The organism is Bradyrhizobium sp. URHC0002 (assembly GCF_054059515.1).
In genome coordinates this window covers 4,101,203-4,125,690 of sequence record NZ_JBSSCF010000001.1, presented here as the reverse complement: position 1 = coordinate 4,125,690, position 24,488 = coordinate 4,101,203, and the positions used below count along the sequence as shown (strand labels likewise).

Genomic DNA, 24,488 nt, shown 5'->3' with positions numbered 1-24,488 from the left:
GCTCAACGCGTGGCGGCGCGGCCGAACAGACCGTTCGGACGCCAGATCAGGATAACGATCATGATGGTATAGATGACGAACGGGCCCATCTTCGGCACATAGTATTTGCCGGCGACGTCGCCGATCCCAAGCAGAAGCGACGCGAGGAACGGCCCGGTGATGCTGGAAGAGCCGCCGACGGTCACCACGATCAAAAAGTAGATCATGAATTTCAGCGGAAAATACGGGTCGAGCCCGAGGATCTCGGCGCTCAGCGCCCCGCCGAGGCCGGCAAGGCCGCAGCCGAAGGCAAAGGTGAACGCGAAAACCTGCGGCACGTTGATGCCAAGGCCGCTGGCGGCGCGCGGATCGTCCACCGCCGCACGCAGGCGGCTGCCGAAGCGGGTTTTCGCCAGGATCAATTGCAGCGCCACCGTGAGCAGGCCGCAGATCACGATGATCATCAGCCGGTAGCGACCGATGCCGACGCCGAAGAAATCGAACTGGCCCTCGAGCGCCGCCGGCAGCTTGATGAAGACCCGCGACGATCCCATGATGTAATCGACCGCCGCCACCGACATGAAAGTCAGACCAATGGTGAACAGCACCTGGTCGAGATGGCTTCGGGTGTAGAGGTGGCGGTAGAGCGTGCGCTCCAGTGCCACGCCGATCGCCGCGGCCGAGACAAAGGCAAGCGGCAGCGCCGCAAAGAACGGCCAGCCGGAATTGTTCACCAGCACGGCACAGACATAGCCGCCGGTCATGGCGAAGGCGCCATGGGCGAGGTTGACGAAATTCATCAGCCCAAGCGTCACTGCCAGCCCGCAAGCGAGCACAAACAGCAGCATGCCGTAGGCGACACCGTCGAACAGGATGGTGAACAGCGTGGTCATGTAAAGAGCTCAGCCAGGGTCTGAAGCAAAACTGAAACTACGGCGTCATGGCCGGGGCTGTCCCGGCCATCCACGTCTTTCTTTGCAACCTGCCGCGAAAGAAAGTCGTGGATGCCCGGGTCATCTACGCGAAGACGCGCTTCGCGCTTTTGCCCCGGGCATGACTTGGTGACAGCGAAGTCACTTCTTCGTCTTGCCGGAATCCTTTACCGCCTCAAAAGTCGCAAATTCGACGTTGTAGAGTTCGCCGTCGACCTTCTCGACCTTGCGGATGTAGATGTTCTGCACGATGTCCCGGGTTTCCGGATCGATCGAGATCGGGCCACGGGGGCTTTCCCACTTCATGCCCTTCATCGCCTCGATCAGCGCATCGCCCTCAGTCTTGCCGCCGGTCTTTTTCAGCGCCTCGTAGACCAGGCGGATGCCGTCATAGCCGCCGACCGCCATGAAGCCCGGGCGCGAGCCGAAGGCCTTCTTGTAGGCGGCGACGAATTCCTTATTTGCCGCAGAGGGATGCGCGGCGGAATAGAGATGTGCGGTGACCGTGCCGAGCGCAGCATCCCCCATGCCGTTGAGCAGGTCGTCGTCCATCACGTCGCCGGGGCCAATCACCTTGATGCCCGCCTTGTCGAGCCCGCGTTCGGAATACTGCTTCATGAAATTGCCGCCCTGTCCTGCCGGCACGAACACGAACACGGCGTCGGGCTTGGAGTCCTTCATGCGCTGCAGGAATGGTGCAAAATCAGGGTTTTGCAGCGGCACCTTCACCTCTTCGACGATCTCGCCGCCGCCGGCGGTGAAGTTCTGCTTGAAGAAGTTCAGCGCGTCGTTGCCGGGCGCGTAGTCGGAGGTCAGCGTCGCGACCTTCTTGATGCCGTTCTTGGCGGCCCAGTCACCGATGATGGTCGACGACTGCGCCAGCGTGAACGAGGTGCGGACGATATAGGGCGAACGCTCGGTGATGATCGAGGTGCCCGCCGCCATCACGATTTCCGGAACCTTGGCCTGCGTCGCCAGCGGCGCCGCCGCGAGTGCAGCGGGCGTCACGCCGAAGCCCGCGATGAAACTGACCTTGTCGTTGACGATCAGTTCCTGCGCCAGGCGCTTGGTGTTGTCGGGAACCGCCCCGTCGTCCTTCAGGATGACTTCGATCTTCTTGCCGGCGACGGTATCGCCGTTCTGCTGCATGTAGAGCTTGACCGCGTTGTCGATCTGCTTGCCGGTCGACGCCTGGCCGCCGGTCATCGGCAAGATCAGGCCGATCTTGACGGTCTCCTGGGCGTGAGCCGGCGCGACCGCCAGCATCCCGGCGAAGGCGCCTGCGGCCAGCAACATGTGACTGCGAATAGACATGAACATCTCTCCCCCTGACCGGCCTTGTGTCCTCGAACCGAGTCCCCGGCCCTTGATCTCTCACCATAACCCAGATTTTTCGGCCGGGTAGCGCGGCAACATGGCGTCCTTGGCCGCCCTTTTGTCAATCGGACCATTGGCGTGCCGTGGCGAAGAGGCCAGACCAGCCGGAACTGTCGTAAAATCGGCGGCGGTACTATAATATGATGCGATATCGCCGACCGACGTCGCCCGTGCGTGGGCCCTTGTTTGTACGATTGTACAAATCAAATGGTCCTGTCAACAAAGAAGCGCCCTCGCCGGTTTCCGGAAGGCAGCGCCCTAAATCCATCATCCTTAAAGGGTCAGGTTGTAACCTGCTGCCAATGCCGACCAGCGCGCGCCATATTGTCACGCTCCTCACCGTTACCCTCGCGGGCTGCGGCCTGACCGGTTGCGGCACGATCAACGAGAAAATCGCGGCCGGTGTCAGCGACGCCATCCCGGCGGCGATCGGCGGAGTGCCCGCGGACGCGCCGCCGCGTCCCGGGACCGCGAAATATGATGAGTACATGCGGGAGCGCGAGCGAAAGCGCCTGCTGCCGGCATCCGAACGGGGCGAGGAAGCCAAGCCCGCCCCCGCACCGCAGGACGCGGCTCGCTAGTCCATGAACACGACCGTCTTGCGGCCATTGAGGATCACGCGGTCCTCGAGGTGATGACGCATGGCGCGCGCGAGCACGCGGCGCTCGATGTCGCGGCCCTTGCGCGACAGATCTTCCGGCGTGTCGCGGTGGCTGATGCGCTCGACGTCCTGATCGATGATCGGGCCCTCGTCGAGGTCGCGCGTGACGTAATGGGCGGTGGCGCCGATCAGCTTGACGCCGCGCTCATGCGCCTGGTGGTAGGGCCGCGCGCCCTTGAAGCCTGGCAGGAACGAGTGGTGGATGTTGATGCAGCGCCCCGACAGTTTTGCCGACATCTCGTCCGACAGGATCTGCATGTAACGCGCCAGCACCACGAGATCGGTCCTGGTATCCTGCACGAGTTTCCAGACCGCCTCCTCCTGCTCGCGCTTGGTTTCCTTTGTCACCGGCATGTAGTGAAACGGGATCTCGCCGAAATCGAGATTGCCGTAGCTCTCGCGCGGATGGTTGGAAACAACGGCGGTCGGGATCATGTCGAGTTCGCCGGTGCGCCAGCGATAGAGGATATCGACCAGACAATGATCCGACTTCGAGACGAGCAGCATCACCCGGCGGCGGTTGGCGCGGTCGCGCATCTGCCAATCCATGCCGAAGCGGTCGGCGATCGCGGTGAAGCCGGTCTGCAGGGCCTGCAATTCGACCGCGAGATCGGCCGCGGTGAACACCACTCGCATGAAGAATTTCCCGGTCTCGATGTCGTCGAACTGCTGGGCGTCCAGAATGTTCTGCCCGTTATGGGCGAGAAAGGTCGACACCGCGGAAACGATGCCGGGGCGATCCGGGCAGGACAGGGTCAGGACGAACTGGTGATCGGGCATGGGAAAGCTGGCTACAATTCAGGCAAAAGGTTGAAGCGGCGATTTGCGGCCCTGCTCTATCACCGCGCCTACGCTTGCGCCAATCCCGAAACCGGGGTCAGGATGAACAAAGCGCGAAGCAAAAGCGTTGGAGCGAGATCATGGCTGACAGATTGACCGGTTACCGCATCCTGATCCTGGAAACGCGCGAGGAAGCGCAGTTTTCCCGCCTGCTCACCGAGCAGGGCGCCGACGTGCTGCAATGTCCGATGTTCACCATCCGCGATGTATCGGACCCGGCGCCGGTCGAAGCCTGGATCGTGCGGGCCATTGAAAAGCCGCTGGATGACATGGTGCTGCTGACCGGCGAAGGCCTGCGCCGGCTGATGAAGGTAGTACGGCTCATCGGCGTCGAAGAAGCTTTCGTCGCCGCGCTCGGCAAGGCGCGCAAATTCGCGCGTGGGCCCAAACCGGGCAAGGCGCTGCGCGAAATCGGGCTGGAACCACAGATGATGACGGAAAAGCCGACCTCAGAAGGCATAGCCGAGATGCTGTCGCGCCTCGACCTTGGCGGCCATCGCCTCGGCCTGCAGCTTTACCCGGACAAGGATCACAGCGTCCTGATCGGCGCCATCGAGGCGCAAGGCGCCGAGGTCGATACCGTGCTGCCCTATGCCTATGACGCGCAGGCCGCCGACGCCAACATCATCACCGCGATCGACGAGATGGCGGCAGGCCGTATCGACGCAGTCGCGCTGACCAATCTCGGCCAGATCCGTCGCCTGATCGAGGTTGCGCGGGCGCGAGGCTGCGAGGACCGGTTACGCCAGGGGTTCGACTGCACGCCGATCGCTTCCGTCGGACCCGCGGTGTCCGACGAACTGAAATCCCACGGCCTGCGCGCCGACATCTACCCGGCGGAGGACGCATTCTTCATGCGGCCGCTGATCTCGGCGATGGCGGTGGCGCTCGCAAAAAATCCGCCGCGCGCGGCTTCCAGGCCCTGATCAGGGAGCGGCGCACAATCGCCGCACCACCTGCGTTCCGACGGAGCCTGAGCGCAAGAACGAGTTGACACGCGGAACCCATCGTCCATTGTCGAGAGATCGCTGAGCGCGATGGGCAACAGGTCAAGGCCTCTGTCCCAGCGGCTGAAGTTGCCGGCCTGCTTGACGTCAAGACACCCAAAGAGGTGTCGTTAATCCGCATCTTGAGGATACGCGACACCAACGACGGGGGGCTTCATGAGCACGACCGCAGCAACCGCCGAACGATCACAACCACTGCCGCCCAATGTTGGGGCCGTCGAATCTATCTATTCGAAGGTCAATTGGCGGCTCCTTCCGTTGCTGCTGATCGCCTACATGATCGCCTACCTCGACCGCATCAACATCGGCTACGCGCAACTGCAGATGAAGCAGACGCTGCCCTTTGGCGATGCCGTCTACGGGCTCGGCGCAGGCATCTTCTTCGTGGGCTACTTTCTGTTCGAAGTTCCGAGCAACCTGTTGCTGGAGAGGATCGGAGCGCGCAAGACGCTGCTGCGTATCATGGTGTTATGGGGGCTGACCGCGGCGGCGATGATGTTCGTGACGACGCCGACGCAATTCTATATTGCGCGCTTCCTGCTCGGCGTATTCGAGGCGGGTTTCTTTCCCGGCATCATCCTCTATTTCACTTACTGGTATCCCTCTATCCGCCGCGGGCAGGTCATTGCGATCTTCATGTCCGCCACCACCATCGTCAGCGTGATCGCCGGACCGCTCTGCGGCGCCATCCTCAAATATTTCGACGGAATGAATGGCTGGCACGGGTGGCAATGGCTGTTCCTGGTGCAGGGTCTGCCGGCCGCGATACTCGGCGTCATCATCTTCTTCTATCTGCAGGACAAGCCGGCGGATGCACACTGGTTGTCGCCGGCCGAGAAAAACCTGCTCCGGCACAATCTGGAGCACGACGAAAAGGACATCGAAGGCGAAACCGAAAGCACGGTCGGCCAGATGATCCGCGATCCCAAGGTGTATCTGCTCGCCCTGGTCTATTTCCTGCTGCTCGGCGCGACCTATACGATGGTGTTCTGGCTGCCGACATTGATCCAGAGCTGGGGCGTCAAGGACCTGTTGCTGATCGGCATCTACGCCGCGATCCCGAACGCGATAGGCATCGTCGGAATGATCCTGATCGGCCGCAGTTCCGACAGGCATCATGAACGACGCTGGCATTTCGCCGCGTGTGTGGCCGTCGCAGCGGTCGGCTTGTGGATCACGACCCTGCTGCAGGGAAATCTGGTCGGATCGATAGCTGCACTTTCATTCGCGGTCATCGGAATTGCGGCTGCAACGCCGCTGTTCTTCACCCTCATCACCGAATATCTGTCGGTCGCGGCAGCCGCCGCCGGCATTGCACTGATCAGCAGCCTGGGCAACCTCGGCCCCGCGGTCAGTCCGTCGATCAACGGATTTATCACGCAATACACCGGCAACAATACCTACAGCATGTACCTGGTGATGGCGCTTTATGTCCTGGCGGGCGTCATCTTGCTGGTCACAGTCAAGGGCGCGAGACGTGCAGTCGCAACGCCCGCGCCTTCGAGCTAAACCAGTTAGTCCACCTTGGCGCCGGCGAACTTGACCACCTTGCCCCATTTTTCGGTCTCGTCCGCGACCAGCCTGCCGAAGTCGGCGGCGGAGCCCGGCAACAGAATGGCGCCGATTTCCGTAAAGCGCGCCTTAGCCTTGGGATCGGCCAGGATTTCATTGACCGCCTTGTTCAGCCGGTCGACGATTTCCGGGGGCGTGCCCTTCGGCGCAGCGAGGCCATACCAGGCACTCGCCTCGTAGCCGGGCAGGAAGTCGGCGACCAGCGGCAGATCCGGCAGCACCTCCGAGCGCGTCGTGCTGGTGACCGCAAGCCCCCGAAGCTTGCCGGATTTGACGTGCTCGGCGCAGGTCGGGATGTTGTCGAACATCACATGCATCTGGCCGGACAGCATGTCGGTGAGCGCCGGCGCGCCGCCACGATACGGCACATGCTGCATGTTGATCCCGGTCAGCATCTTGAACAGTTCGCCCGACATTTGGATCGTGGATCCGTTGCCTGAAGACGCCATGTTGAGCTTGCCGGGATTAGCCTTGGCGTAAGCGATCAATTCAGGGATCGACTTGATCGGCAGCGAGGGATGCACCACGACGACATTGGGAAAGCGAATGATGCCGGCGATCGGCTCCATCTCCTTGATGAAATCGAAGGGCAGCTTGTCATAAAGCGTGGCGTTGATGGCATTCGCCGGTGCGACCAGCAGCAGCGTGTAGCCGTCCGGCGTGGCGCGCAGCGCCTGCTCGGTCGCGATATTGGTGCCGCCGCCCGGCCGGTTTTCGATGACAAAGGATTGGCCGAGTTTTTCCGAGAGCCACTGCCCCATCAGGCGCGCCGTGAGGTCCGCCGAGCCGCCCGGGGTATAGCCGATCACGAGGCGAACCGGCCGCGACGGATAGGCCTGCGCGCTCGCGGTTCCAGATGTGAGCGGAAGCGCAGCCGCACCAGCTGCAAGTTGCAGGAATTGACGACGCTGAAATTTCATTATGCCTCCTCCGACTGGCGGCTCTTGCGGCACGCCTGGGTGCATCCTATCGGGGCAGGGTCGCGAAGCCGACAGATATTCTTAAGGCGGAGGCGGAAGGCTCACCGCGTCACTTCGTCTCGCTGAGGAAAGCCTGATAGGCGAGCCCGATGCCGTCCTCGAGCGAGGTAGAGGCGCGCCAGCCGAGCTTGGCCAGCCGGCTGACGTCGAGCAGCTTGCGCGGGGTGCCGTCGGGCCGCGAGGTGTCAAAGCTGATCTGGCCGGTATAACCGACCGTCGCCGCGACTACGCGGGCGAACTCGGCGATGGTGATGTCCTCGCCGGTGCCGATATTGACCAGCTCATCACCGGAATAGGCCTTCATCAAATGGATGCAGGCATCCGCAAGATCGTCGACATAAAGGAACTCGCGCCGCGGCGTGCCGGTGCCCCAGACAATGACTTCCCTCGCATCGGCGACCTTCGCTTCGTGGAAGCGACGGATCAGCGCGGCCACGACGTGGCTGTATTCGGGATGATAATTGTCGCCGCTGCCGTAGAGATTGGTCGGCATCACATTGATGAAGTCGGCGCCATACTGGCTGCGATAGGCCTCCACCATCTTGATCCCGGCGATTTTTGCAATCGCATAGGGCTCGTTGGTCGGCTCCAGCGGACCCGTCAGCATGCAATCCTCGCGCAACGGCTGCGGCGCCAGCTTCGGGTAGATGCAGGAAGAGCCGAGGAACATCAGCTTCTCGGCGCCATGGACATGCGCCGCATGAATCACGTTCGTCGCAATCGCCAGATTGTCGTAGAGGAATTCGGCGCGCAGCGTGTTGTTGGCGACGATGCCGCCTACCTTCGCCGCCGCCAGAAACACCACCTGCGGGCGCTTTGCGGCGAACCATTTGTTGACCGCGGCCTGATCGCGCAGATCGGCCTCGCTGCGAGTCGCGGTCAGCAGCTCGACGTTTTCCGCCGCGAGCCTGCGCACCAGCGCGGAGCCGACCATCCCGCGATGCCCGGCGACGTAGACGGTCTTGCCCTTCAGCTCAAACGGAAGGCTTGCCATTGGCCACCTCCCGCCTTGCGTCAGCGAGATCGCTTGCGACCATTTCCTTGACCAGTCGGGAGAAGGAGGTCCTGGGCTTCCAGCCGAGCTTCTCGCGCGCCTTGCTGGCATCGCCGACCAGAAGATCGACTTCGGTCGGCCGGAAGTAGACCGGATCGATCCTGACCAGGGTCTTGCCGGATTTCTTGTCGACGCCGGTCTCGTCGACACCCTTGCCGTGCCATTCGATGCTGCGGCCGACTTCGGCGAACGCCAGTTCGACGAACTCGCGAACCGAACGGGTTTCGCCGGTCGCCAGCACGAAATCGTCGGGGGTGTCCGCCTGCAATATCCTGTGCATGCCCTCGACATAATCCCGGGCGTGTCCCCAGTCGCGCTTGGCTTCGAGATTGCCGAGAAACAGCGTTTCTTCCAGGCCGGTCTCGATGCGGGCGACGCTGCGCGTGATCTTGCGCGTCACAAAGGTCTCGCCGCGGATCGGGCTCTCATGGTTGAACAGGATGCCGTTCGAGGCAAACATGCCATAGGCCTCGCGGTAATTGACCGTGATCCAGTAGCCGTACAGCTTTGCGACGCCGTAAGGCGAGCGCGGGTAGAACGGGGTAGTTTCCTTCTGCGGCACTTCCTGGGCGAGACCGTAGAGTTCCGAGGTCGAGGCCTGATAGAACCGCGTCTGCTTTTCCATGCCGAGAATCCGGATTGCTTCCAAGAGCCGCAGCACGCCGATGGCGTCGGCATTGGCGGTATATTCCGGGCTCTCAAAACTGACGCCGACATGGCTCTGGGCGGCGAGGTTGTAGATCTCGGTCGGCCTGATCTGCTGCATCAGCCGGATCAGGTTGGTCGAGTCGGTCATGTCGCCGTAATGCAGCAGGAACGGCATTTTGCGGGAATGCGGGTCCTGGTAGAGGTGATCAATGCGGGCGGTGTTGAATGAGGACGAGCGCCGCTTGATGCCGTGGACCTCATAGCCGAGGCCGAGCAGATATTCGGCAAGATAGGCGCCGTCCTGGCCGGTGACGCCGGTAATCAGCGCCACACGCTTTGGATTTTGAGCCGTCATAGTCTCTCCAAGAGCCAGCCAGCTAGGCCCGGGGACAATTGAGCCTCAAGCCTCTGAGCCCCCAAGTCTCGGCTGCACCGGAAGCCCCCTGCGCGGCGCAGGCCATAGCATCCGCCAGATGCAGAGTCTAATCTGAAAGTCACTCAATTTCAGACCCTTAGACCGAGCGCCGTCCGCATCGCCTGATGGTAGTGGATCATGGCCGGCTCGTTGCGACCGTAGACGGTGTGCGTCTGCGCGCCCGAAGTCAGGCCGATCTGAATGCTGCGCCCGGTCGGGAAATCCTCGCCCGTCACAACATCGAGGACGAGCTGCATGTTCTTGTCCCAATGGATGCGCTCTTCCTCGGTGCTCGGCGCCTTCGGCACGTAAAGCCCAAGGTCCATGACGGAGCGATCCGTGCGTCCCTCGCGGGGAAACACCCGCGCGAGTTCGACGTGGTCGCCCTGCACGAGGAGAACGGTGTTGGGAAACAGCGAATAGACGAGCGTCGTATTCCACATCAAATCCCATTTATCCTCGGGCTCGGCCTTGAGCCGCTCGAGTTTCCTGCGCGGAAACGTCAGGCGGTGGTTGAGACCGAACGCCTCGAAATCGGTCACGTTGCCATGCAGGATGTCGCGCAGGGAATCACGGTGCAGGAAGCCGACGTGGTAGCCCTCGTTGAACGTATCCACGACTATCTTCCAGTTCATGGTTTCCGGAATCACGCGCCGGTCGTGGAACGACCAGGACGCAAATCCAAACGAAGCGAGCTCCTCCGCGAGTCCCCCAAGCCATGGATCGATGTCGAAATCCGTTGAACCGTCCGCGGTCGGGATCACCCATACGAGACCGTGCTTTTCACACAGCGGCAGTTCGACGAGCGAAGCGCGCTCGCTGCGCACGTCAGGAAAGCAGCGCTCGTCGGGAATGCCCATCAGCTCGCCGGCGAGATCGTAGGTCCAGGCATGATAGGGGCACGAGAACAGCCGCGCCTTGCCGCAGCCCTGGGCTACCTTGGCGCCGCGATGGCGACACACGTTCAGGAATGCGCGCAATCTGCTGTCGCGTCCCCGCACGATCAGAACGGGCAAACCGGCATGATCGTCCGTGCTAAAGCTCCCCGGCACCGGCCAGTCCGAAGCGAAGCCCATGACCAGGGGATGCTTGCGAAACAGAACCCGCTGTTCCTCGGCGAGGCGTTCCGCGTCCGTGTAGACCGCCACCTCGTTGCGCCAGGGGCTATCAGCCATCGCCGTGGTCCGGGTCTCCACGTAATGCAACAGCCGCTTCAAAAGATTGATCTGATCCTGCCTGCTCATCGGACACCTCCGGCTGGCCGTGGTCACAAAAGCCGATCACGAGCCTTTGATACGGTGCCGTATCAATACCACTTGCAATTGCGGCTTTCAATACGGTACCGTATCTGACGTGAACACAACAACGCGAGCGATCGGCTATAAATTGCTCTTGGTCAATTTTCAGAGGACGTCGAGACGGGTCCTACTCTCCGTAACGACGCAGCTTTTCGAGATCGACGATAGTTACCCCGCCATATTCCAGTCGAAGCAGGCCCTCCTTCTCCAGCCGCTTCAGGCACTGGTTGGCATTCTGCCGGGACAGGCCTGACAAGGCGCCAATTTCCTCCTGGGTGATCTCCAGATGCCGCGTCAGGTCCGGATACAGAATCGGATTGAACAGCGAGGCGATCGAGCGCGCGACGCGGCTGGTGGCATCGAGTGTGCGGTCATGTTCCAGCGCCCCGATGAACTGGCCGACCCGCTCGTTGAGCTGGCGAACCAGAAAGCGGTTGAACGCGACGCTGTTCTCGAACAGCCAGAAGAAGGTGCTGCGGTCCATCAGCGCCAGCCTTGTATCGCGCAACGCGACCACGTCGTAACGGCGCGGCTCGCTCTTGAGCATGGAGCCCTCCCCGAACCAGGCGCCCGCGGTCATGCCGGCCAAAGTCACAGCCTTGCCGCCGCTCGACACGGTACCCATTCGGGCAAGACCCGTGACAATGCCGGTCCAGTAATCGAAGGGGTCGCCGCGCATGAAGACGTACTCGTTGGCACCATAGGATTTTTCCACGATGCCGGTACGCGCGACCTCGATTTCCCGCTCGTTCAGTTCGCGCGACCAGGCCGCGATGCGCTTGAGGTAATCCGCAGCAATCATGATCGCATCAACCGTCGCTTCTCCAGCGTGCTGCACTGCAGCAGAAGTGCCAGCCGGCAAAATTTCCCGACGAATTGTCAGGCAAAAGACATTTCAAACTATCGCATTGCCCTAAGGAGGGCCACCTCGGCACGCGCAGCATATGGCGCGCTGGCGGGGTGCGACACTACCACGCGTGAGGCGGGGCATCGTCCGGCACCCATAGTCGGATGGCCTGCCCGTCACCGCCGATGTAGGATCGCGCATGCGATCGCAGACGATAGATATTGCAAACAATAGATAAAGAGCGCGGCCCAAGCGCCACTTCTGGAGGGAATGAGTGGCTTACACGTTGGAAGTGCGCGGAGTTTCGCTGCGCTTCGGTGGCGTTCGTGCGCTGACCGAGGTCTCCTTCGGCGTGAACGAGGGCGAATTGTTCTCGATCATCGGCCCGAACGGCGCCGGCAAGACCTCAATCGTCAATTGCATTTCCGGCCGCTACAAGCCGACCGAAGGCCAGTTGTTCTACCACGGCAAGGACATCACCGGCCTCAATCCGAACGCGCGGCCCCGGCTGGGCATCGGCCGCACCTTCCAGAACCTGGCGCTGTTCCATCATATGAGCGTGCTCGACAACATCATGGTCGGGCGGCACCATTTGTTGAAGAACAATTTCCTCACGGGCTCGCTGTACTGGCTGACCGGCGCCCGGCGCGAGGAACTCGAGCACCGCCGCAAGGTGGAGGAGATCATCGACTTCCTCGACCTGCAGTCGGTGCGCAAGGCCACCGCCGGCACCCTGCCCTATGGCCTGCGCAAGCGCGTCGAGCTCGCCCGCGCGATGGCGCTGGAGCCGCAGCTGATCCTGCTCGACGAGCCGATGGCCGGCATGAACTTCGAAGAGAAGGAAGACATGGCGCGCTACATCGTCGATCTCAACGAAGAGTTCGGCATGACCGTGATGATGATCGAGCATGACATGGGCGTGGTGATGGACATCTCTCACCGCGTCATGGTGCTGGATTTCGGCCGCAAGATCGCCGAGGGCGATCCGGCGTCCGTGCTCGCCGACCCCCATGTGAAGCGCGCCTATCTCGGTGAAGAGGATGAAGTTCTCGTCGATCCCGATGACAAGCCCGAGGCTCCGGAGTGCGCGGCATGATGGATTACGCCGGACGCGTTGCCCAGGCAGATACCTTTCCGAAGCTGTTGCGCCTCAATGCCAGGGAGCACGGCGGCGAGATCGCGTTGCGCGAAAAGGATCTCGGGCTGTGGCGTGTCTTCACCTGGACCGACTATCAGGCGCGCGTGCATGATTTCGCGCTCGGCATGCTCGAGCTGGGTCTCGGGCGCGGCGACGTCATAGGCATCATCGGCGACAACCGGCCGGACTGGGTGGCGGCGGAAATAGCAACGCATGCCGTCGGCGCCATGAGCCTCGGCCTCTATCGCGACGTGCTGGACGAGGAAGCGGCCTATCTGCTCAGCTATGGCGACGCAAAACTGGTGTTCGCCGAAGACGAGGAGCAGGTCGACAAGCTGCTGGCACTGGCCGACCGCGCGCCCAATCTCAAGCACATCGTCTATTCCGACCCGCGCGGAATGCGGAAATACGCCGATCCACGCCTGATGGAAGCCGCAAAACTCGCCTCCATGGGCCGCGACCGCGCGTCGCGCGAGCCTGGTATCTACGATCGGCTGGTCGACGCCACCCAGGGCGAGGATGTCGCGATTCTCTGCACCACCTCGGGCACCACGGCGAACCCCAAGCTGGCGATGCTGGCGGCCGGACGCATCCTCAGGCATTGCGCGACCTATCTGGCATTCGATCCGAAGGGACCGGACGACGAATATGCCTCGGTGCTGCCGCTGCCCTGGATCATGGAACAGGTCTACGCGCTCGGCAAAGGCCTGCTGTGCCGGATGAAGGTCAACTTCGTCGAAGAGCCCGAGACCATGATGCACGATTTCCGCGAGATCGCGCCGACCTTCGTGCTGTTCGCGCCGCGGCTCTGGGAATCGATTGCCGCCGATGTGCGCGCCGGCGTGATGGACTCCTCGCCGCTCAAGCAAAAACTCTTCAACGTCGGCATGAAGACGGGGCTTTCGGCCCTTGCCCACGGCAAGCGTTCGATATTTGCCGACCAGTTGTTGTTCCGCGCGCTACGCGACCGCTTGGGCTTCACGCGACTGCGCTCGGCCGCGACCGGCGGCGCCGCGCTCGGCCCGGATACGTTCAAGTTCTTCCGGGCCATGGGCGTACCGCTGCGCACGCTCTACGGCCAAACCGAGATGCTCGGGGCCTACACGCTGCACCCCTTCGGCAAAGTTGACCCGGACACCACCGGCGTACCGATGGCCGACGACATCGAAATCCGCGTCGACAACGCGGACGTCAACGGCGTCGGCGAGATCGTCGTGCGCCATCCCAACATGTTCCTCGGCTACTACAAGAATCCGGAAGCCTCGACCGCCGACATCAAGGACGGCTGGATGCACTCCGGCGACGCCGGCTACTTCAATAACGACAAGCAGCTCGTGATCATCGACCGTATCAAGGATCTCGCCGAGACTTCGCGCGGCGAACGCTTCTCGCCGCAATATCTGGAAAACAAGCTGAAGTTCTCGCCCTACATCGCCGAAGCCGTGGTGCTCGGCGCCGGTCGCGAGACGCTGGCAGCGATGATCTGCATCCGCTACTCGATCATCTCGAAATGGGCGGAGAAGAACCGCATTTCGTTCACCACCTACACCGACCTCTCCTCGCGTCCCGAGGTCTATGCGCTTTTGCGCAAGGAGGTCGAAGGCGTCAACGCCACGCTGCCGCCGGCGCAGCGCATTTCGCGCTTCCTGCTGCTCTACAAGGAACTCGACGCCGACGACGGCGAACTGACCCGCACCCGAAAGGTTCGCCGCAGCGTCATCAACGAGAAATACGCCGACATCATCGACGCGATCTACGGCGGCAAGAGCGACATTCCCGTCGACACCGTGATCCGTTTCCAGGACGGCACCACCCAGCGCATCCGCACCACGCTCCGCGTGGTCGATCTCGGCGGCGCCGCGCCGATGGCGGAGGCCGCGGAATGAAACCGATGTCTACCAGCGGCGCCGCAAAACAGATCGTCATGCGCGGGCTTGACCCGCGCATCCATCCTCTTTGGAAAAAGTGCTTCTTCAGGCGATGGATCGCCGGGTCAAGCCCGGCGATGACAGCTTGCACGTCCGGTGACTTCGCATGAACACCCAGCTTCTCATCCAGCTTCTGGTCAACGGCCTCGTGGTCGGCACGCTCTATGGCGTGGTCGCGATGTCGTTCGTGCTGATCTACAAGGCGACCCAGGTGGTGAATTTCGCGCAGGGCGAATTGCTGCTGGTCGGCGCCTGGGTGTGCTGGTGGCTGCTCACCAAATACCAGGTACCGTTCTATCTGGGCATGCCGATCACGCTCGTGTTCATGTTCCTGTTCGGCATCGCGATCCAGATCGTGATCCTGAGGCCGATGATCGGCGAGCCGATCATTTCCGTGATCATGGTGACGATCGCGCTGTCGACGGTATTTTCCGCGCTGATGAAGTGGATTTTCGGCGTTAACCTGCAGCCGTTCCCGCGTGTCTTCCAGACCCAGAACGTTAACATCCTTGGGCTGCAGGTGCAGACCGTCTATCTGATGAGTCTTGCCGTCTCTGTCGCCATGATGATCGGAATGGCGTGGTTCTTCCGCCTCTCCAAATATGGTCTGGCGATGCGCGCCACCGCGTTCAACCAGCAGGTAGCGCAGTCGCTTGGCATCTCCGTGAAAAGCGTATTCGCGATGGCCTGGGCGATTTCGGCCACCGTCTCTGCCGTCGCGGGCGTGGTGGTCGCCGTCGTCAACGGCGTCTCGGCCGGGCTTTCCGCCTACGGGGTGAAGGTGTTTCCGGCGGCGATCCTCGGCGGTCTCGACAGCGTCGGCGGCGCGGTGCTGGGCGGCATCATCATCGGGCTGTTGGAAAATGTCGCGCATTTTCTCGACAGCGAATATCTGCACTGGGGCAATCTCTATGAGGTTGCGCCGTTCTATGCGCTCATCATCATTCTCATGATCAAGCCATACGGCCTGTTCGGCACCAAAGACATCGAGCGGGTGTAATCAATCATGGCAACCCAGACACTAATTCCCGCCGGCGATTTCCGCACCAGCTATGCGGCTGACACCACCGTGTTTCCAACCACGACCAGCCGCAACGCCATGATCGCGGGCATCGTGCTGATCTGCTTTGCGCCGCACGTCGTCAACGAATACATCCTGAGCCTCCTGATCCAGATCGGTATCTTCGGCATTGCAGCCCTTGGGCTGAACATCGTCGTCGGCTTCACCGGCCAGATCTCGATCGGCCACGCCGCCTTTTTCGGCTTCGGCGCCTTCACGTCGGCCTATCTCTCGAACCGGTTCGGCATTCCCGTCTTCTTCTGCATCCCACTCGCAGGCGTCGTGACGGCCGCCGTCGGCCTGATCTTCGGCCTGCCCGCCGCGCGGCTGAAAGGGCTCTATCTCGCGATCGCGACCCTCGCCGCGCAATACATCCTGCTCGACTTCTTTGCCCGCGCCGAATGGTTCACCGGCGGCAGCGTCCCCGCCAGCGCCGAGCCGTTCTCGATATTCGGCTATTCGCTGCGCGGAGATAAGCAATATTTCTACGTCGTGCTGGCCTATGTCGTCGTGTGCTATCTCCTGGTCACCAACCTGATCCGCTCGCGCGACGGGCGCGCGCTGATCGCGGTGCGCGACCATTATCTGTCCGCCGAGATCATGGGCATCAACCTGACCAAGTACCGGACGCTGTCGTTCGGGCTTGCGGCCTTCTTTGCCGGCGTCGGCGGCGCGCTGTATGCGCATTACAATCAGGTCGTTTCCAACGAAGGTTTCGGCATCGATCGCTCGATCATCTTTCTTGCGATGATCATCATCGGCGGGCTCGGCTCGGTCTCGGGCACCCTGATGGGAACCGCCTTCATGGTGCTGCTGCCGGAATCGATGGAATGGCTCAGCGTCGCCTTGCGCGGCAGCCCGATCGATCAATTCCTGGGATTGAAGAACAACATCGCATTCCTGCGCGAGATGGCTATCGGAATTATCATTATCGTCTTTCTGGTTTTCGAACCGGACGGACTCGCGCATCGCTGGCGACAGATCAAGGCGTACTGGAAACTCTACCCGTTCTCGCATTGAGGTCGGAACGGGACGGACAAAACAAGACCTCGAAAGAAGTAACCGGAGGACTATGTCCATGACGATGAAGACTCTACTGAGCACCGCCTCGCTCGCGATCCTGCTGGCGGGCGCAGCGACGACGTCCCAGGCCCAAGCCCAAGCCCAGGTCTCGCTGGGACATCTCGCGGATTATTCAGGTCCCACCTCGGACGTCGGAACGCCGTTCGGACAGGGTGTCGCGGACACCTATGCGTGGATCAACAAGAACGGCGGCATCAATGGCGCCAAGGTCAATGTCGACACCGTCGACTACGGCTATCAGGTGCCGCGCGCCATCGCCCAGTACAAGAAATGGTCGGGCTCCGACAAGGTCGCCGCCATTCTCGGCTGGGGCACCGCCGACACCGAAGCGCTGACGGGATTCCTGGCTCAGGACAAGATCCCGGATATTTCGGCGTCCTATGCCGCGGCGCTCTCCGATCCGACCGGCGCCGGCGGCAAGGCCAAGCCTGCGCCCTACAACTTCTTCTACGGCCCGAGCTACTCGGACGCGGTTCGCGGCATGCTGACCTGGGCGGCCGAGGACTGGAAGTCCAAGGGCAAGCCAGGCAAGCCGAAATTCGTCCACATGGGTGCCAACCACCCCTATCCGAACGCGCCGAAGGCAGCGGGTGAAGCGATTGCCGCCGAACTCGGCTTCGAACTGCTGCCGCCGATCGTGTTTGCGTTGACGCCCGGCGACTACAGCGCGCAGTGCCTGACCCTGAAGAGCTCCGGCGCCAACTATGCCTATCTGGGCAACACCGCCGGCTCGAACATCTCCGTGCTCAACGCCTGCAAGGCGGCCGGCGTCGAGGTGCAGTTCCTCGGCAACGTCTGGGGCATGGACGAGAACGCCGCCAAGGCCGCAGGTGCCGCCGCCGATGGCGTGGTGTTTCCGCTGCGCACCGCGGTGGCATGGGGCGGCAACGCGCCTGGCATGAAGACCTTCATGGAAATCTCCAAGATGTCGGATGCGGCCGGTACCACCTACCGTCCCGTGCATTACATCGCCGGCGTCTGCACCGCGCTCTACATGAAGGAAGCCGTCGAATGGGCTTCCAAGAACGGCGGCGCCACCGGTGAGAACGTCAAGAAGGGCTTTTACCAGAAGAAGGATTGGGTGCCCGCTGGCGGCGAAGGCATCTGCAATCCCTCAACCTTCACCGAGACCGATCACCGCGGCACGCTCAAGGTTGATCTCTATCGCATGAAGGTCGCCGGCGCGACCGACGCCCCGCTCAACGATCTCGTCAAGAATGGCGGCATCAAGATGGACAAGGTGAAGACGATCGACCTGCCGCGCAAGCCCGAGTGGCTCGGCTGGTAAGGACTGCCAACAAGCAGGCTGTCATCCCCCGCGAAAGCGGGGGATCCAGTACGCCGCGCCTTCTCAGTTCATCGCGGCGGTTCTGGAATACTGGGTCACCCGCTTTCGCGGGTGACGACACCGAGAGGTCGACATGACTGAAGCAACCGTAATCAATCGTCCCTCGACGGCGGCGCCACAAGGCGCCCCGCTGCTCAGCGTCCGCAACATCGAGGTGGTCTACGACAAGGTCATCCTGGTGCTGCGCGGCCTCAGCCTCGAAGTGCCAAAGGGCGCGATCGTGGCGCTGCTCGGCGCCAACGGCGCCGGCAAGTCGACGACACTGAAGGCGATCTCGGGCCTGCTCAAGACCGAGGACGGCGAAGTCATCCGCGGCGAAATCGTCTTCGACGGCCAGCGCATCGACGGCATCGATCCCGACAAGATCGTCCGCCGCGGTATCTTTCAGGTGATGGAAGGCCGCCGCATCATCGCGGACATGACGTCGATCGAAAACCTCAAGCTCGGGGCTTTCACCCGCACCGACAACGAGGTCGGCGACGACATCGACATGGTGTTCAAGTATTTCCCGCGGCTGAAGGAGCGCACCGGGCTCGCCGGCTATCTCTCCGGCGGCGAGCAGCAGATGCTGGCGATCGGCCGCGCGCTGATGGCGCGGCCCAAGATGATCCTGATGGACGAGCCGTCGATGGGCCTGTCGCCGCTCCTGGTCAAGGAAGTGTTCGCGATCATCAAGGAGATCAACCGCGACCTCGGCGTCACCATCCTGCTGGTGGAGCAGAATGCGCGCGCGGCGCTGTCGGTCGCGAGCCACGGCTACATCATGGAACAGGGCAAGGTGGTGCTCGACGGCACCGCCGACGAATTGCGCGACAACGAGGACGTCAAGGAATTCTACCTCGGCGGCGCCGGCGACCAGCGCAAGAGCTTCAAGAACCTGAAAAGCTTCAAGCGGCGAAAGCGGTGGCTGTGAGCACGCATAGCGCTTTCGAGCGAAGTGGAGACCGGTTCGCGTGAGGAAAACGCGTCAAAACAGGAATCATCATTTATCCGATCACCTGCTCTGCTTCCGCGACCGCGCAAAGCACATGGTAGAACGAAGACGCAGGGATGGTGGCGACCAGCGAATTGCCGTCGCGATCGAATTGGTCATACCAGCCGCCCGCCACGGGATGGCTGAGGTAATGCCGTTCGAGCCGCGCCAGTGCCGCGCGCGCTTCGTCCGCGGCCCCCGCCTCGCCCGCTTCCGCCTGCGCGATCCACGCCTTGGCGATTTCGGTCTGCGGCCACAGCCGGCGCGAATGCCGCCTGATATTGCCGCCTGCGTCGCCTTCGTCGACCAGGCAGCCGGTCGCCGCGTCGCGATAACGCAGCGCCGACGCCAGCAATTCACCGCGATAGCGGCCGGTCGGGCAGCCGGTGATGCGTTCAAACCCCTTCAACAGCCAGCACCATTCCGCCTGATGCCCGGGCTCGACGCTGACGGGCTCGATCTTCGAAAAATCCTCCTCAAAGTACTCGCCAAGCACCTGCCGCTGCTTGTCGTAGAGGTTGGCCAGAAACAGGCTGAAGAAATTCCCGGCCCTGTTCTGGAACACGATGTCGTGCGTCGCGTCGAACGCCGCGATCATCGCTTCGAACAGATGCATGTGAGGGTTCTGCCGTCGCGGCAGCGACACCGGCAATCCTTCGTGCACCCCGCCATGCGGCGAGCGCAGCTGCGTATCGACGAAATGGCACAGCGCGTCGGTCTCGGTGCGGATCTGCGCGTCGCGATCGAGCCCGTAGACGGTGGCCAGCGCCAGCAGCACGAAGGCGTGGTCGTAGGAATCGCGCAGCGGATCCAGCACCGTGCCGTCGGGCTTCAATGTGTGAACGAAGCCGGGTTTGCCGTCGGGGGCTTTCGCCTTGCTCAAAAGGTGCTCCAGCCCCTTCAGCGCGATCGCGCGGCCGTCGGGATACCAGCCCATCTGGGCCGCCTTGGCGTAGCAATAGATCTGGCGCGCCTGCACGAAAACCCGACGCGGCGCCGAGGCATCGGCGCGGCCGTCGGAATCGAGCCGATCGATAAAGCCGCCCGTTTTTTTGTCCCAGCCTTCGATCGACCACAGCGGCAAGCAGTGCTCGATCATGCGAAGCTTCAGCCTCGCGACGATATCGGCCGAATCCAGCATATCTGCCGCCGCAGCGGTATCTCTTTCAGCCATTGCGTTCCCTGGAACATCAACATCGGTAGAAGCTGTCTGATAGCACGTCAGAGGCGGCACGCAATCGACCCGAAATTGGGGAATTCGTCATGACGGATCATTACGACGCCCTCGAAACGCGCGAGCCGGCCAAACGCGAGACCGAGCTGTTTTCCCGGCTTCCGGACGTCCTGCGCAAGGCGCTGGCCGCGCCGGCCTATGCCGACCGCCTGAAGGGCATCGATCCGGCTTCTGTGACAAGCCGCGCCGCGCTGGCGCGGCTGCCGGTGCTGCGCAAGTCGGAACTCCCTGCCCTGCACAGGGCTGCGCCGCCCTTCGGCGGGTTCGTGGCCGGGCCTTTGGGTTCGTTCGGGCGGCTGTTCACCTCGCCGGGGCCGATTTTCGAGCCCGAGCCCGTTCATGCCGACCCCTGGCGCGGCGCTCGCGCGCTGTTTGCGGCCGGCTTCCGGCCCGGCGACGTGGTGCTCAATACCTTCAGCTACCATCTGACGCCCGGCGGCTTCATCTTCGACGCCTCGGCGCGGGCGCTGGGCTGCGCGGTGATTCCGGCAGGCCCCGGCAATACCGAGCAGCAGTTCGAACTGATCGAGGCCTATCGCCCCGTCGGCTATAGCGGCACGCCTGATTTCCTCAAGATACTGCTCGACGCCGCCGCAGGCGCCGGGCGCGACGTCTCCTCGATCAAGCGCGCGCTGGTATCGGGCGCGGCGTTTCCGAAATCGCTGCAGGACGAAGTGAAATCGCGCGGCATCGATGCCTATCAGGCGTTCGGCACCGCCGACCTCGGCCTCGTCGCGTTCGAAACGCCGGCGCGCGATGGCATGGTCGTGAACGAGGACCTGATCCTGGAGATCGTGCGGCCCGGCACCGGCGATCCCGTCGCGGCCGGTGACGTCGGCGAAATCGTCGTTACTTCGCTCGACCTGCAGCATCCCTGGATCCGCCTCGCGCTTGGCGACCTCACGGCGGCGCTGCCGGGCGCAAGCCCGTGCGGACGCACCAACATGCGCATCAAGGGCTGGATGGGCCGCGCCGACCAGACCACCAAGGTCAAGGGCATGTTCGTCCGCCCCGAGCAGATCGCCGAGATCGGCAAGCGCCACCCCGAACTCGGACGCTTACGCCTCGTCGTCACGCGCGCCGGCGAGAGCGATCTGATGACGCTGAAGGCGGAGACGGCTTCGTCCGGCGAGCCGCTTCAGAGCGAACTCGCCGCGAGCCTGCGCGCGGTGACGAAACTCGGCGGCAATGTCGAACTGGTCGGCGCCGGCGCGCTGCCGAATGACGGCAAGGTCATAGCCGACGAGCGATAAGCCGCTCCGTTAGAACTTGCGGATGAGATCGATGACTTCGCCCTGCTGATTGCCAGTGATCTCGGCAAACATCGGCAGTGACAGGATGCGCCCCTGATCGGCAAACGCATTCGGAAACTGCTCGGCACGGTGCTCAAAGCGCGCATAGGCGGCGAGGAACGGCAGCGCGGTGGGATAATTGATCGCGGTCTGCACGCCGTTGCCGTTCAGGTGCGCCGCCAGCGCATCGCGGCGCGGATGCATGATCGTGTAGAGATGATAGACATGGCTGCGGTCCGGTGCGACCTCCGGCACCACGACGTCCTCGATCTGGTTGAGGCCTGCGTCGTAGATTTTCGCGGCGTTCTGCCGCGCTTCTGTCCACTGGGCCAGGTGCGGCAGTTTGGCCGACAGGATCGCCGCCTGCAGGCCGTCGAGCCGGCTGTTGATGCCCTCGATATGATGCTGGTGCTTCACCAGCCCGCCGTGACGCGCCAGCATGGTCATGTGTTCGGCTAGCCGCACGTCATTGGTCACGACCGCGCCGGCATCGCCCATCGCGCCGAGATTCTTGCCCGGATAGAACGAATAGGTCGCGGCTGCGCCGAAGGTGCCGACCTGCCGGCCTTTATAGCGGGCCAGATGCGCCTGCGCGCAATCCTCGATCACCCAGAGCTTATGCTTGTTCGCGATCGCCATGATCGCGTCCATGTCCGCCGGCTGCCCATACAGATGCACGGGAATGATGCCGACGGTGCGTGGCGTGATCGCGGCCTCGATCGCCGCCGGATCGATCGTGAACGTAGCGCCATCGGTATCGCAGAACACCACGGTGGCGCCGGCGTGCGTGATCATCGCCGAAGTGCTGATCCAGGAATGCGCCGTGGTAATCACCTCGTCACCCGGCTTCACCTTCAGCGCGGCCATCGCCAGATACAGCGCATCGGTGCCGTTGGCGCAGGAGATGCAATGCTTGACGTCTACGGCCGCGGCGAACTCCCGTTCGAAGGCATCGACGTAGGACCCGCGAATGAAAGCGTTGTCGCGGATGACGCAGGCAATCGCGCCGTCGACCTCACTTTTGATGGTCTGATATTGCAGTTGCAGATCCGCAAAGGGCACCGGCATCGGGTCGTCTTTCCTACTTGTCCGCCAGCAGCCGGCGCGCCGGATTGCCGGCATAAGTCCCCGACGTCGTGATGTCCCTGGTTACCACCGCGCCCGCGCCGATCACGACATCGTCGGCGATCCTGACCGGCATGATCGTGGCGTTGGAGCCGATCGAGACACGGTTTCCGATCACGGTCTCGCGCCACAATTCCCTGTTGCCGCGAGCCGGGCCGCCGGTCGAGAACGTATCGTTCACGAACATCACGCCATGACCGATAAAGCAGTCTTCGCCGATGGTGACCAGTTCGCAGATGAAGGCGTGAGACTGCACCCGCGTGCGGGCGCCGACCACGACACCTTTCTGGATTTCGGTGAACGGCCCGACAAAGCAATCGTCGCCGATTCTGCAGCCGTAGAGATTGCACGGCTCGACGATCCTGACGCCCGTGCCGAAATCAACGTCACGCACGCCGGCCTGATGTATCTCAGGCCGATTCACGAGACGACACCGAGCCGGCCCAGCCGCGGCGCGAAACGGAGCGGCACCTCGTCGCCGGTCTCGATCGATTCGTAGAGCGCCGAAATCAGTTCCAGGCTCTTGCGCCCTTCGAGGCCGTCGACGAGCGCCGAACGCTGGTTCACCAGGCAGTCGATCACGTGCTGGTAGTAGGCCTGATGGCCGAAGCCGTAGACATTCGGCGGATTGACGGAAAATTTCTCGATCACCTCCTTGTCGGACGGAAGCTCATCGACAAAGCCCCAATGCCGGATCTGGTTGACCGCGAATCCCGCAATTTCGACCGTTCCCTTCTCTCCGAGAATCGAAAGCGATCCCTCGAGATCGGTCGGCCGGACAGCCGTCGTCGCCTCGATGATTCCGAGCGCGCCATTGCGAAACTTCAGGGTTGCCACCGCCGTGTCCTCGGCTTCGATCTTTGCCAACGCCGTCACGGCACGGGCATGAACGCTGACGACATCGCCAAAGAACCATTCCAGCATGTCGACGTGGTGGCTGGCCTGGTTGGAGAGCACGCCGCCGTCATAGGCCCAAGTGCCACGCCAGGCATCCTGATCGTAGTAGGCCTGGTCGCGGCACCAGCGGACGCGGACCGTGCCGAGAACGAGGCGGCCGAAGCGGCCGGCCTCCAGCGCCTCGCGCGCCTTCACCACGGGAACGTTGAAGCGATTCTGCTTGACGACGAACAGCTTGACGCCGGCTTCGTCGCAGGCGCGGATCATGTCGTCGGCGTCCTGCAGCCGCAGCGCCATCGGCTTCTCGACGATGGCATGCTTGCCGGCCTTGGCACAGGCGATGACATGGGCGGGATGCATGCCGCTGGGGGTCAGCACCGCCACCGCATCGATGTCCTTCCGGGCGAGGAAGTCGTCGATGTCATAGATGGCGGGCACGCCAAACTTCGACGCGATCGCGTCGGCGCGGTTGCGAACGGTGTCACAAACCGCAACGAGCCCGGCTCCGTCGATATGATTGCCGCCCAGAAGTTCCGAGTGGCGCTTTGCGATACGCCCGCATCCGAGCAGGCCGAATCTGATCATGGGGAGCCTTGTTCCATTAGCCGTCAGCATCGACGTTAGCCGTCCGATCCACCGCAGCCAACCCTTGAGGGCGGCGTAGCCCCTGCTACTCTCGCCGGGGCCGCCGGATCTTCATCCATCCCAAGGCATTGACAATAGTCTTGGAAGACTGCAACGCCGCAGCGGCCCCGCCAATTGCAGGATTTCAACCCTCGGCGGATGGGTTAAACGGCTCG

The 24,488-nt window shown here is 62.6% G+C and carries 22 protein-coding genes; 10 read left to right on the top strand and 12 right to left on the bottom strand.

What is annotated here, in order from left to right; translation table 11 throughout:
• Positions 1-2 precede the first annotated feature (2 nt).
• Positions 3-872, bottom strand: a complete 870-nt coding sequence (locus ACVWVY_RS19960; RefSeq protein WP_456627986.1) for a branched-chain amino acid ABC transporter permease — start codon at positions 870-872, stop codon at positions 3-5.
• 180 nt (positions 873-1,052) lie between these two features.
• Positions 1,053-2,177 (bottom strand): ABC transporter substrate-binding protein, encoded by a 1,125-nt coding sequence (locus ACVWVY_RS19955; RefSeq protein WP_456632256.1) that lies wholly within the window; start codon positions 2,175-2,177, stop codon positions 1,053-1,055.
• Positions 2,178-2,590: 413 nt separating this feature from the next.
• Here ACVWVY_RS19955 and ACVWVY_RS19950 point away from each other — a divergent pair, with 413 nt between their 5' ends.
• Positions 2,591-2,869, top strand: a complete 279-nt coding sequence (locus tag ACVWVY_RS19950; protein WP_456627985.1) for a hypothetical protein — start codon at positions 2,591-2,593, stop codon at positions 2,867-2,869.
• Here the strand turns inward: ACVWVY_RS19950 and purU are convergent.
• Positions 2,866-3,729, bottom strand: coding sequence for a formyltetrahydrofolate deformylase (gene purU, locus ACVWVY_RS19945; protein WP_456627984.1), 864 nt, complete (start codon positions 3,727-3,729; stop codon positions 2,866-2,868). The genes ACVWVY_RS19950 and purU overlap by 4 nt on opposite strands.
• A gap of 140 nt (positions 3,730-3,869) precedes the next feature.
• Between purU and ACVWVY_RS19940 the strand changes: the two genes are divergently transcribed.
• Positions 3,870-4,715 carry a uroporphyrinogen-III synthase gene (locus tag ACVWVY_RS19940; RefSeq protein ID WP_456627983.1) on the top strand — a complete coding sequence of 282 codons (846 nt, stop codon included), beginning with the start codon at positions 3,870-3,872 and terminating at the stop codon, positions 4,713-4,715.
• Positions 4,716-4,952: 237 nt separating this feature from the next.
• Positions 4,953-6,305 carry an MFS transporter gene (locus ACVWVY_RS19935; RefSeq protein WP_456627982.1) on the top strand — a complete coding sequence of 451 codons (1,353 nt, stop codon included), beginning with the start codon at positions 4,953-4,955 and terminating at the stop codon, positions 6,303-6,305.
• Between the two features lie 5 nt (positions 6,306-6,310).
• Here the strand turns inward: ACVWVY_RS19935 and ACVWVY_RS19930 are convergent, their stop codons facing one another.
• The 5 genes from ACVWVY_RS19930 to ACVWVY_RS19910 form a co-directional block, all read right to left on the bottom strand.
• Positions 6,311-7,288, bottom strand: a complete 978-nt coding sequence (locus ACVWVY_RS19930) for a Bug family tripartite tricarboxylate transporter substrate binding protein (RefSeq protein ID WP_456627981.1) — start codon at positions 7,286-7,288, stop codon at positions 6,311-6,313.
• Positions 7,289-7,397: 109 nt separating this feature from the next.
• A complete protein-coding gene (gene fcl, locus ACVWVY_RS19925; protein ID WP_456627980.1) occupies positions 7,398-8,342 on the bottom strand; it encodes a GDP-L-fucose synthase in 945 nt (314 codons plus the stop codon).
• Positions 8,323-9,405 (bottom strand): GDP-mannose 4,6-dehydratase, encoded by a 1,083-nt coding sequence (gene gmd / locus ACVWVY_RS19920; RefSeq protein ID WP_456627979.1) that lies wholly within the window; start codon positions 9,403-9,405, stop codon positions 8,323-8,325. Before gmd ends, fcl begins: the two co-directional genes overlap by 20 nt.
• 149 nt (positions 9,406-9,554) lie before the next feature.
• Complete coding sequence (locus ACVWVY_RS19915) at positions 9,555-10,709, bottom strand: aromatic ring-hydroxylating oxygenase subunit alpha (RefSeq protein ID WP_456627978.1); 1,155 nt, start codon at positions 10,707-10,709, stop codon at positions 9,555-9,557.
• Positions 10,710-10,890: 181 nt separating this feature from the next.
• On the bottom strand, positions 10,891-11,565 hold the full coding sequence (locus ACVWVY_RS19910) for a Crp/Fnr family transcriptional regulator (RefSeq protein ID WP_456627977.1): 675 nt from the start codon (positions 11,563-11,565) through the stop codon (positions 10,891-10,893).
• Positions 11,566-11,884: 319 nt separating this feature from the next.
• Here ACVWVY_RS19910 and ACVWVY_RS19905 point away from each other — a divergent pair, with 319 nt between their 5' ends.
• From ACVWVY_RS19905 to ACVWVY_RS19880, 6 genes are all read left to right on the top strand, one after another.
• Complete coding sequence (locus ACVWVY_RS19905) at positions 11,885-12,706, top strand: ABC transporter ATP-binding protein (protein WP_456627976.1); 822 nt, start codon at positions 11,885-11,887, stop codon at positions 12,704-12,706.
• The gene (locus tag ACVWVY_RS19900; protein ID WP_456627975.1) at positions 12,703-14,634 is read left to right on the top strand and encodes an AMP-binding protein; all 1,932 of its coding nucleotides are present in this window, start codon (positions 12,703-12,705) and stop codon (positions 14,632-14,634) included. The genes ACVWVY_RS19905 and ACVWVY_RS19900 overlap by 4 nt, the downstream gene beginning before the upstream one ends.
• 148 nt (positions 14,635-14,782) lie before the next feature.
• A complete protein-coding gene (locus tag ACVWVY_RS19895) occupies positions 14,783-15,676 on the top strand; it encodes a branched-chain amino acid ABC transporter permease (RefSeq protein ID WP_456627974.1) in 894 nt (297 codons plus the stop codon).
• A 6-nt stretch (positions 15,677-15,682) separates the two neighbouring features.
• Entirely contained in the window at positions 15,683-16,756 is a 1,074-nt protein-coding gene (locus ACVWVY_RS19890) for a branched-chain amino acid ABC transporter permease (protein ID WP_456627973.1), read from the top strand.
• Positions 16,757-16,814: 58 nt separating this feature from the next.
• Positions 16,815-18,107 (top strand): ABC transporter substrate-binding protein, encoded by a 1,293-nt coding sequence (locus ACVWVY_RS19885; protein WP_456627972.1) that lies wholly within the window; start codon positions 16,815-16,817, stop codon positions 18,105-18,107.
• A gap of 133 nt (positions 18,108-18,240) precedes the next feature.
• A complete protein-coding gene (locus ACVWVY_RS19880; protein ID WP_456627971.1) occupies positions 18,241-19,080 on the top strand; it encodes an ABC transporter ATP-binding protein in 840 nt (279 codons plus the stop codon).
• A gap of 73 nt (positions 19,081-19,153) precedes the next feature.
• Here the strand turns inward: ACVWVY_RS19880 and ACVWVY_RS19875 are convergent, their stop codons facing one another.
• On the bottom strand, positions 19,154-20,314 hold the full coding sequence (locus ACVWVY_RS19875) for an AGE family epimerase/isomerase (protein WP_456627970.1): 1,161 nt from the start codon (positions 20,312-20,314) through the stop codon (positions 19,154-19,156).
• Between the two features lie 89 nt (positions 20,315-20,403).
• On the opposite strand from ACVWVY_RS19875, the gene ACVWVY_RS19870 reads away from it, so the two are divergent.
• Complete coding sequence (locus ACVWVY_RS19870) at positions 20,404-21,627, top strand: phenylacetate--CoA ligase family protein (protein WP_456627969.1); 1,224 nt, start codon at positions 20,404-20,406, stop codon at positions 21,625-21,627.
• A 9-nt stretch (positions 21,628-21,636) separates the two neighbouring features.
• On the opposite strand, the gene ACVWVY_RS19865 is transcribed toward ACVWVY_RS19870, so the two are convergent.
• From ACVWVY_RS19865 to ACVWVY_RS19855, 3 genes are read right to left on the bottom strand one after another with little or no spacing between them, the layout of a single operon-like run.
• Positions 21,637-22,734, bottom strand: a complete 1,098-nt coding sequence (locus tag ACVWVY_RS19865) for a DegT/DnrJ/EryC1/StrS family aminotransferase (protein WP_456627968.1) — start codon at positions 22,732-22,734, stop codon at positions 21,637-21,639.
• Positions 22,735-22,747: 13 nt separating this feature from the next.
• Positions 22,748-23,215 carry an acyltransferase gene (locus tag ACVWVY_RS19860; RefSeq protein ID WP_456627967.1) on the bottom strand — a complete coding sequence of 156 codons (468 nt, stop codon included), beginning with the start codon at positions 23,213-23,215 and terminating at the stop codon, positions 22,748-22,750.
• On the bottom strand, positions 23,212-24,273 hold the full coding sequence (locus tag ACVWVY_RS19855; protein ID WP_456627966.1) for a Gfo/Idh/MocA family protein: 1,062 nt from the start codon (positions 24,271-24,273) through the stop codon (positions 23,212-23,214). Before ACVWVY_RS19855 ends, ACVWVY_RS19860 begins: the two co-directional genes overlap by 4 nt.
• Between the last annotated feature and the right edge of the window lie 215 nt (positions 24,274-24,488).

Bases quoted from the DNA above. Each gene is read 5' to 3' on its own strand.
- ACVWVY_RS19940 (WP_456627983.1), top strand. From the start codon at position 3,870: ATGGCTGACAGATTGACCGGTTACCGCATCCTGATCCTGGAAACGCGC.
- ACVWVY_RS19910 (WP_456627977.1), bottom strand. From the start codon at position 11,565: ATGATTGCTGCGGATTACCTCAAGCGCATCGCGGCCTGGTCGCGCGAA.
- ACVWVY_RS19880 (WP_456627971.1), top strand. From the start codon at position 18,241: ATGACTGAAGCAACCGTAATCAATCGTCCCTCGACGGCGGCGCCACAA.
- purU (WP_456627984.1), bottom strand. From the start codon at position 3,729: ATGCCCGATCACCAGTTCGTCCTGACCCTGTCCTGCCCGGATCGCCCC.
- ACVWVY_RS19865 (WP_456627968.1), bottom strand. From the start codon at position 22,734: ATGCCGGTGCCCTTTGCGGATCTGCAACTGCAATATCAGACCATCAAA.
- ACVWVY_RS19915 (WP_456627978.1), bottom strand. From the start codon at position 10,709: ATGAGCAGGCAGGATCAGATCAATCTTTTGAAGCGGCTGTTGCATTAC.
- ACVWVY_RS19855 (WP_456627966.1), bottom strand. From the start codon at position 24,273: ATGATCAGATTCGGCCTGCTCGGATGCGGGCGTATCGCAAAGCGCCAC.
- ACVWVY_RS19950 (WP_456627985.1), top strand. From the start codon at position 2,591: ATGCCGACCAGCGCGCGCCATATTGTCACGCTCCTCACCGTTACCCTC.
- fcl (WP_456627980.1), bottom strand. From the start codon at position 8,342: ATGGCAAGCCTTCCGTTTGAGCTGAAGGGCAAGACCGTCTACGTCGCC.
- ACVWVY_RS19870 (WP_456627969.1), top strand. From the start codon at position 20,404: ATGACGGATCATTACGACGCCCTCGAAACGCGCGAGCCGGCCAAACGC.
- gmd (WP_456627979.1), bottom strand. From the start codon at position 9,405: ATGACGGCTCAAAATCCAAAGCGTGTGGCGCTGATTACCGGCGTCACC.
- ACVWVY_RS19900 (WP_456627975.1), top strand. From the start codon at position 12,703: ATGATGGATTACGCCGGACGCGTTGCCCAGGCAGATACCTTTCCGAAG.
- ACVWVY_RS19960 (WP_456627986.1), bottom strand. From the start codon at position 872: ATGACCACGCTGTTCACCATCCTGTTCGACGGTGTCGCCTACGGCATG.
- ACVWVY_RS19955 (WP_456632256.1), bottom strand. From the start codon at position 2,177: ATGCTGGCGGTCGCGCCGGCTCACGCCCAGGAGACCGTCAAGATCGGC.
- ACVWVY_RS19890 (WP_456627973.1), top strand. From the start codon at position 15,683: ATGGCAACCCAGACACTAATTCCCGCCGGCGATTTCCGCACCAGCTAT.
- ACVWVY_RS19935 (WP_456627982.1), top strand. From the start codon at position 4,953: ATGAGCACGACCGCAGCAACCGCCGAACGATCACAACCACTGCCGCCC.
- ACVWVY_RS19895 (WP_456627974.1), top strand. From the start codon at position 14,783: ATGAACACCCAGCTTCTCATCCAGCTTCTGGTCAACGGCCTCGTGGTC.
- ACVWVY_RS19875 (WP_456627970.1), bottom strand. From the start codon at position 20,314: ATGGCTGAAAGAGATACCGCTGCGGCGGCAGATATGCTGGATTCGGCC.
- ACVWVY_RS19885 (WP_456627972.1), top strand. From the start codon at position 16,815: ATGACGATGAAGACTCTACTGAGCACCGCCTCGCTCGCGATCCTGCTG.
- ACVWVY_RS19930 (WP_456627981.1), bottom strand. From the start codon at position 7,288: ATGAAATTTCAGCGTCGTCAATTCCTGCAACTTGCAGCTGGTGCGGCT.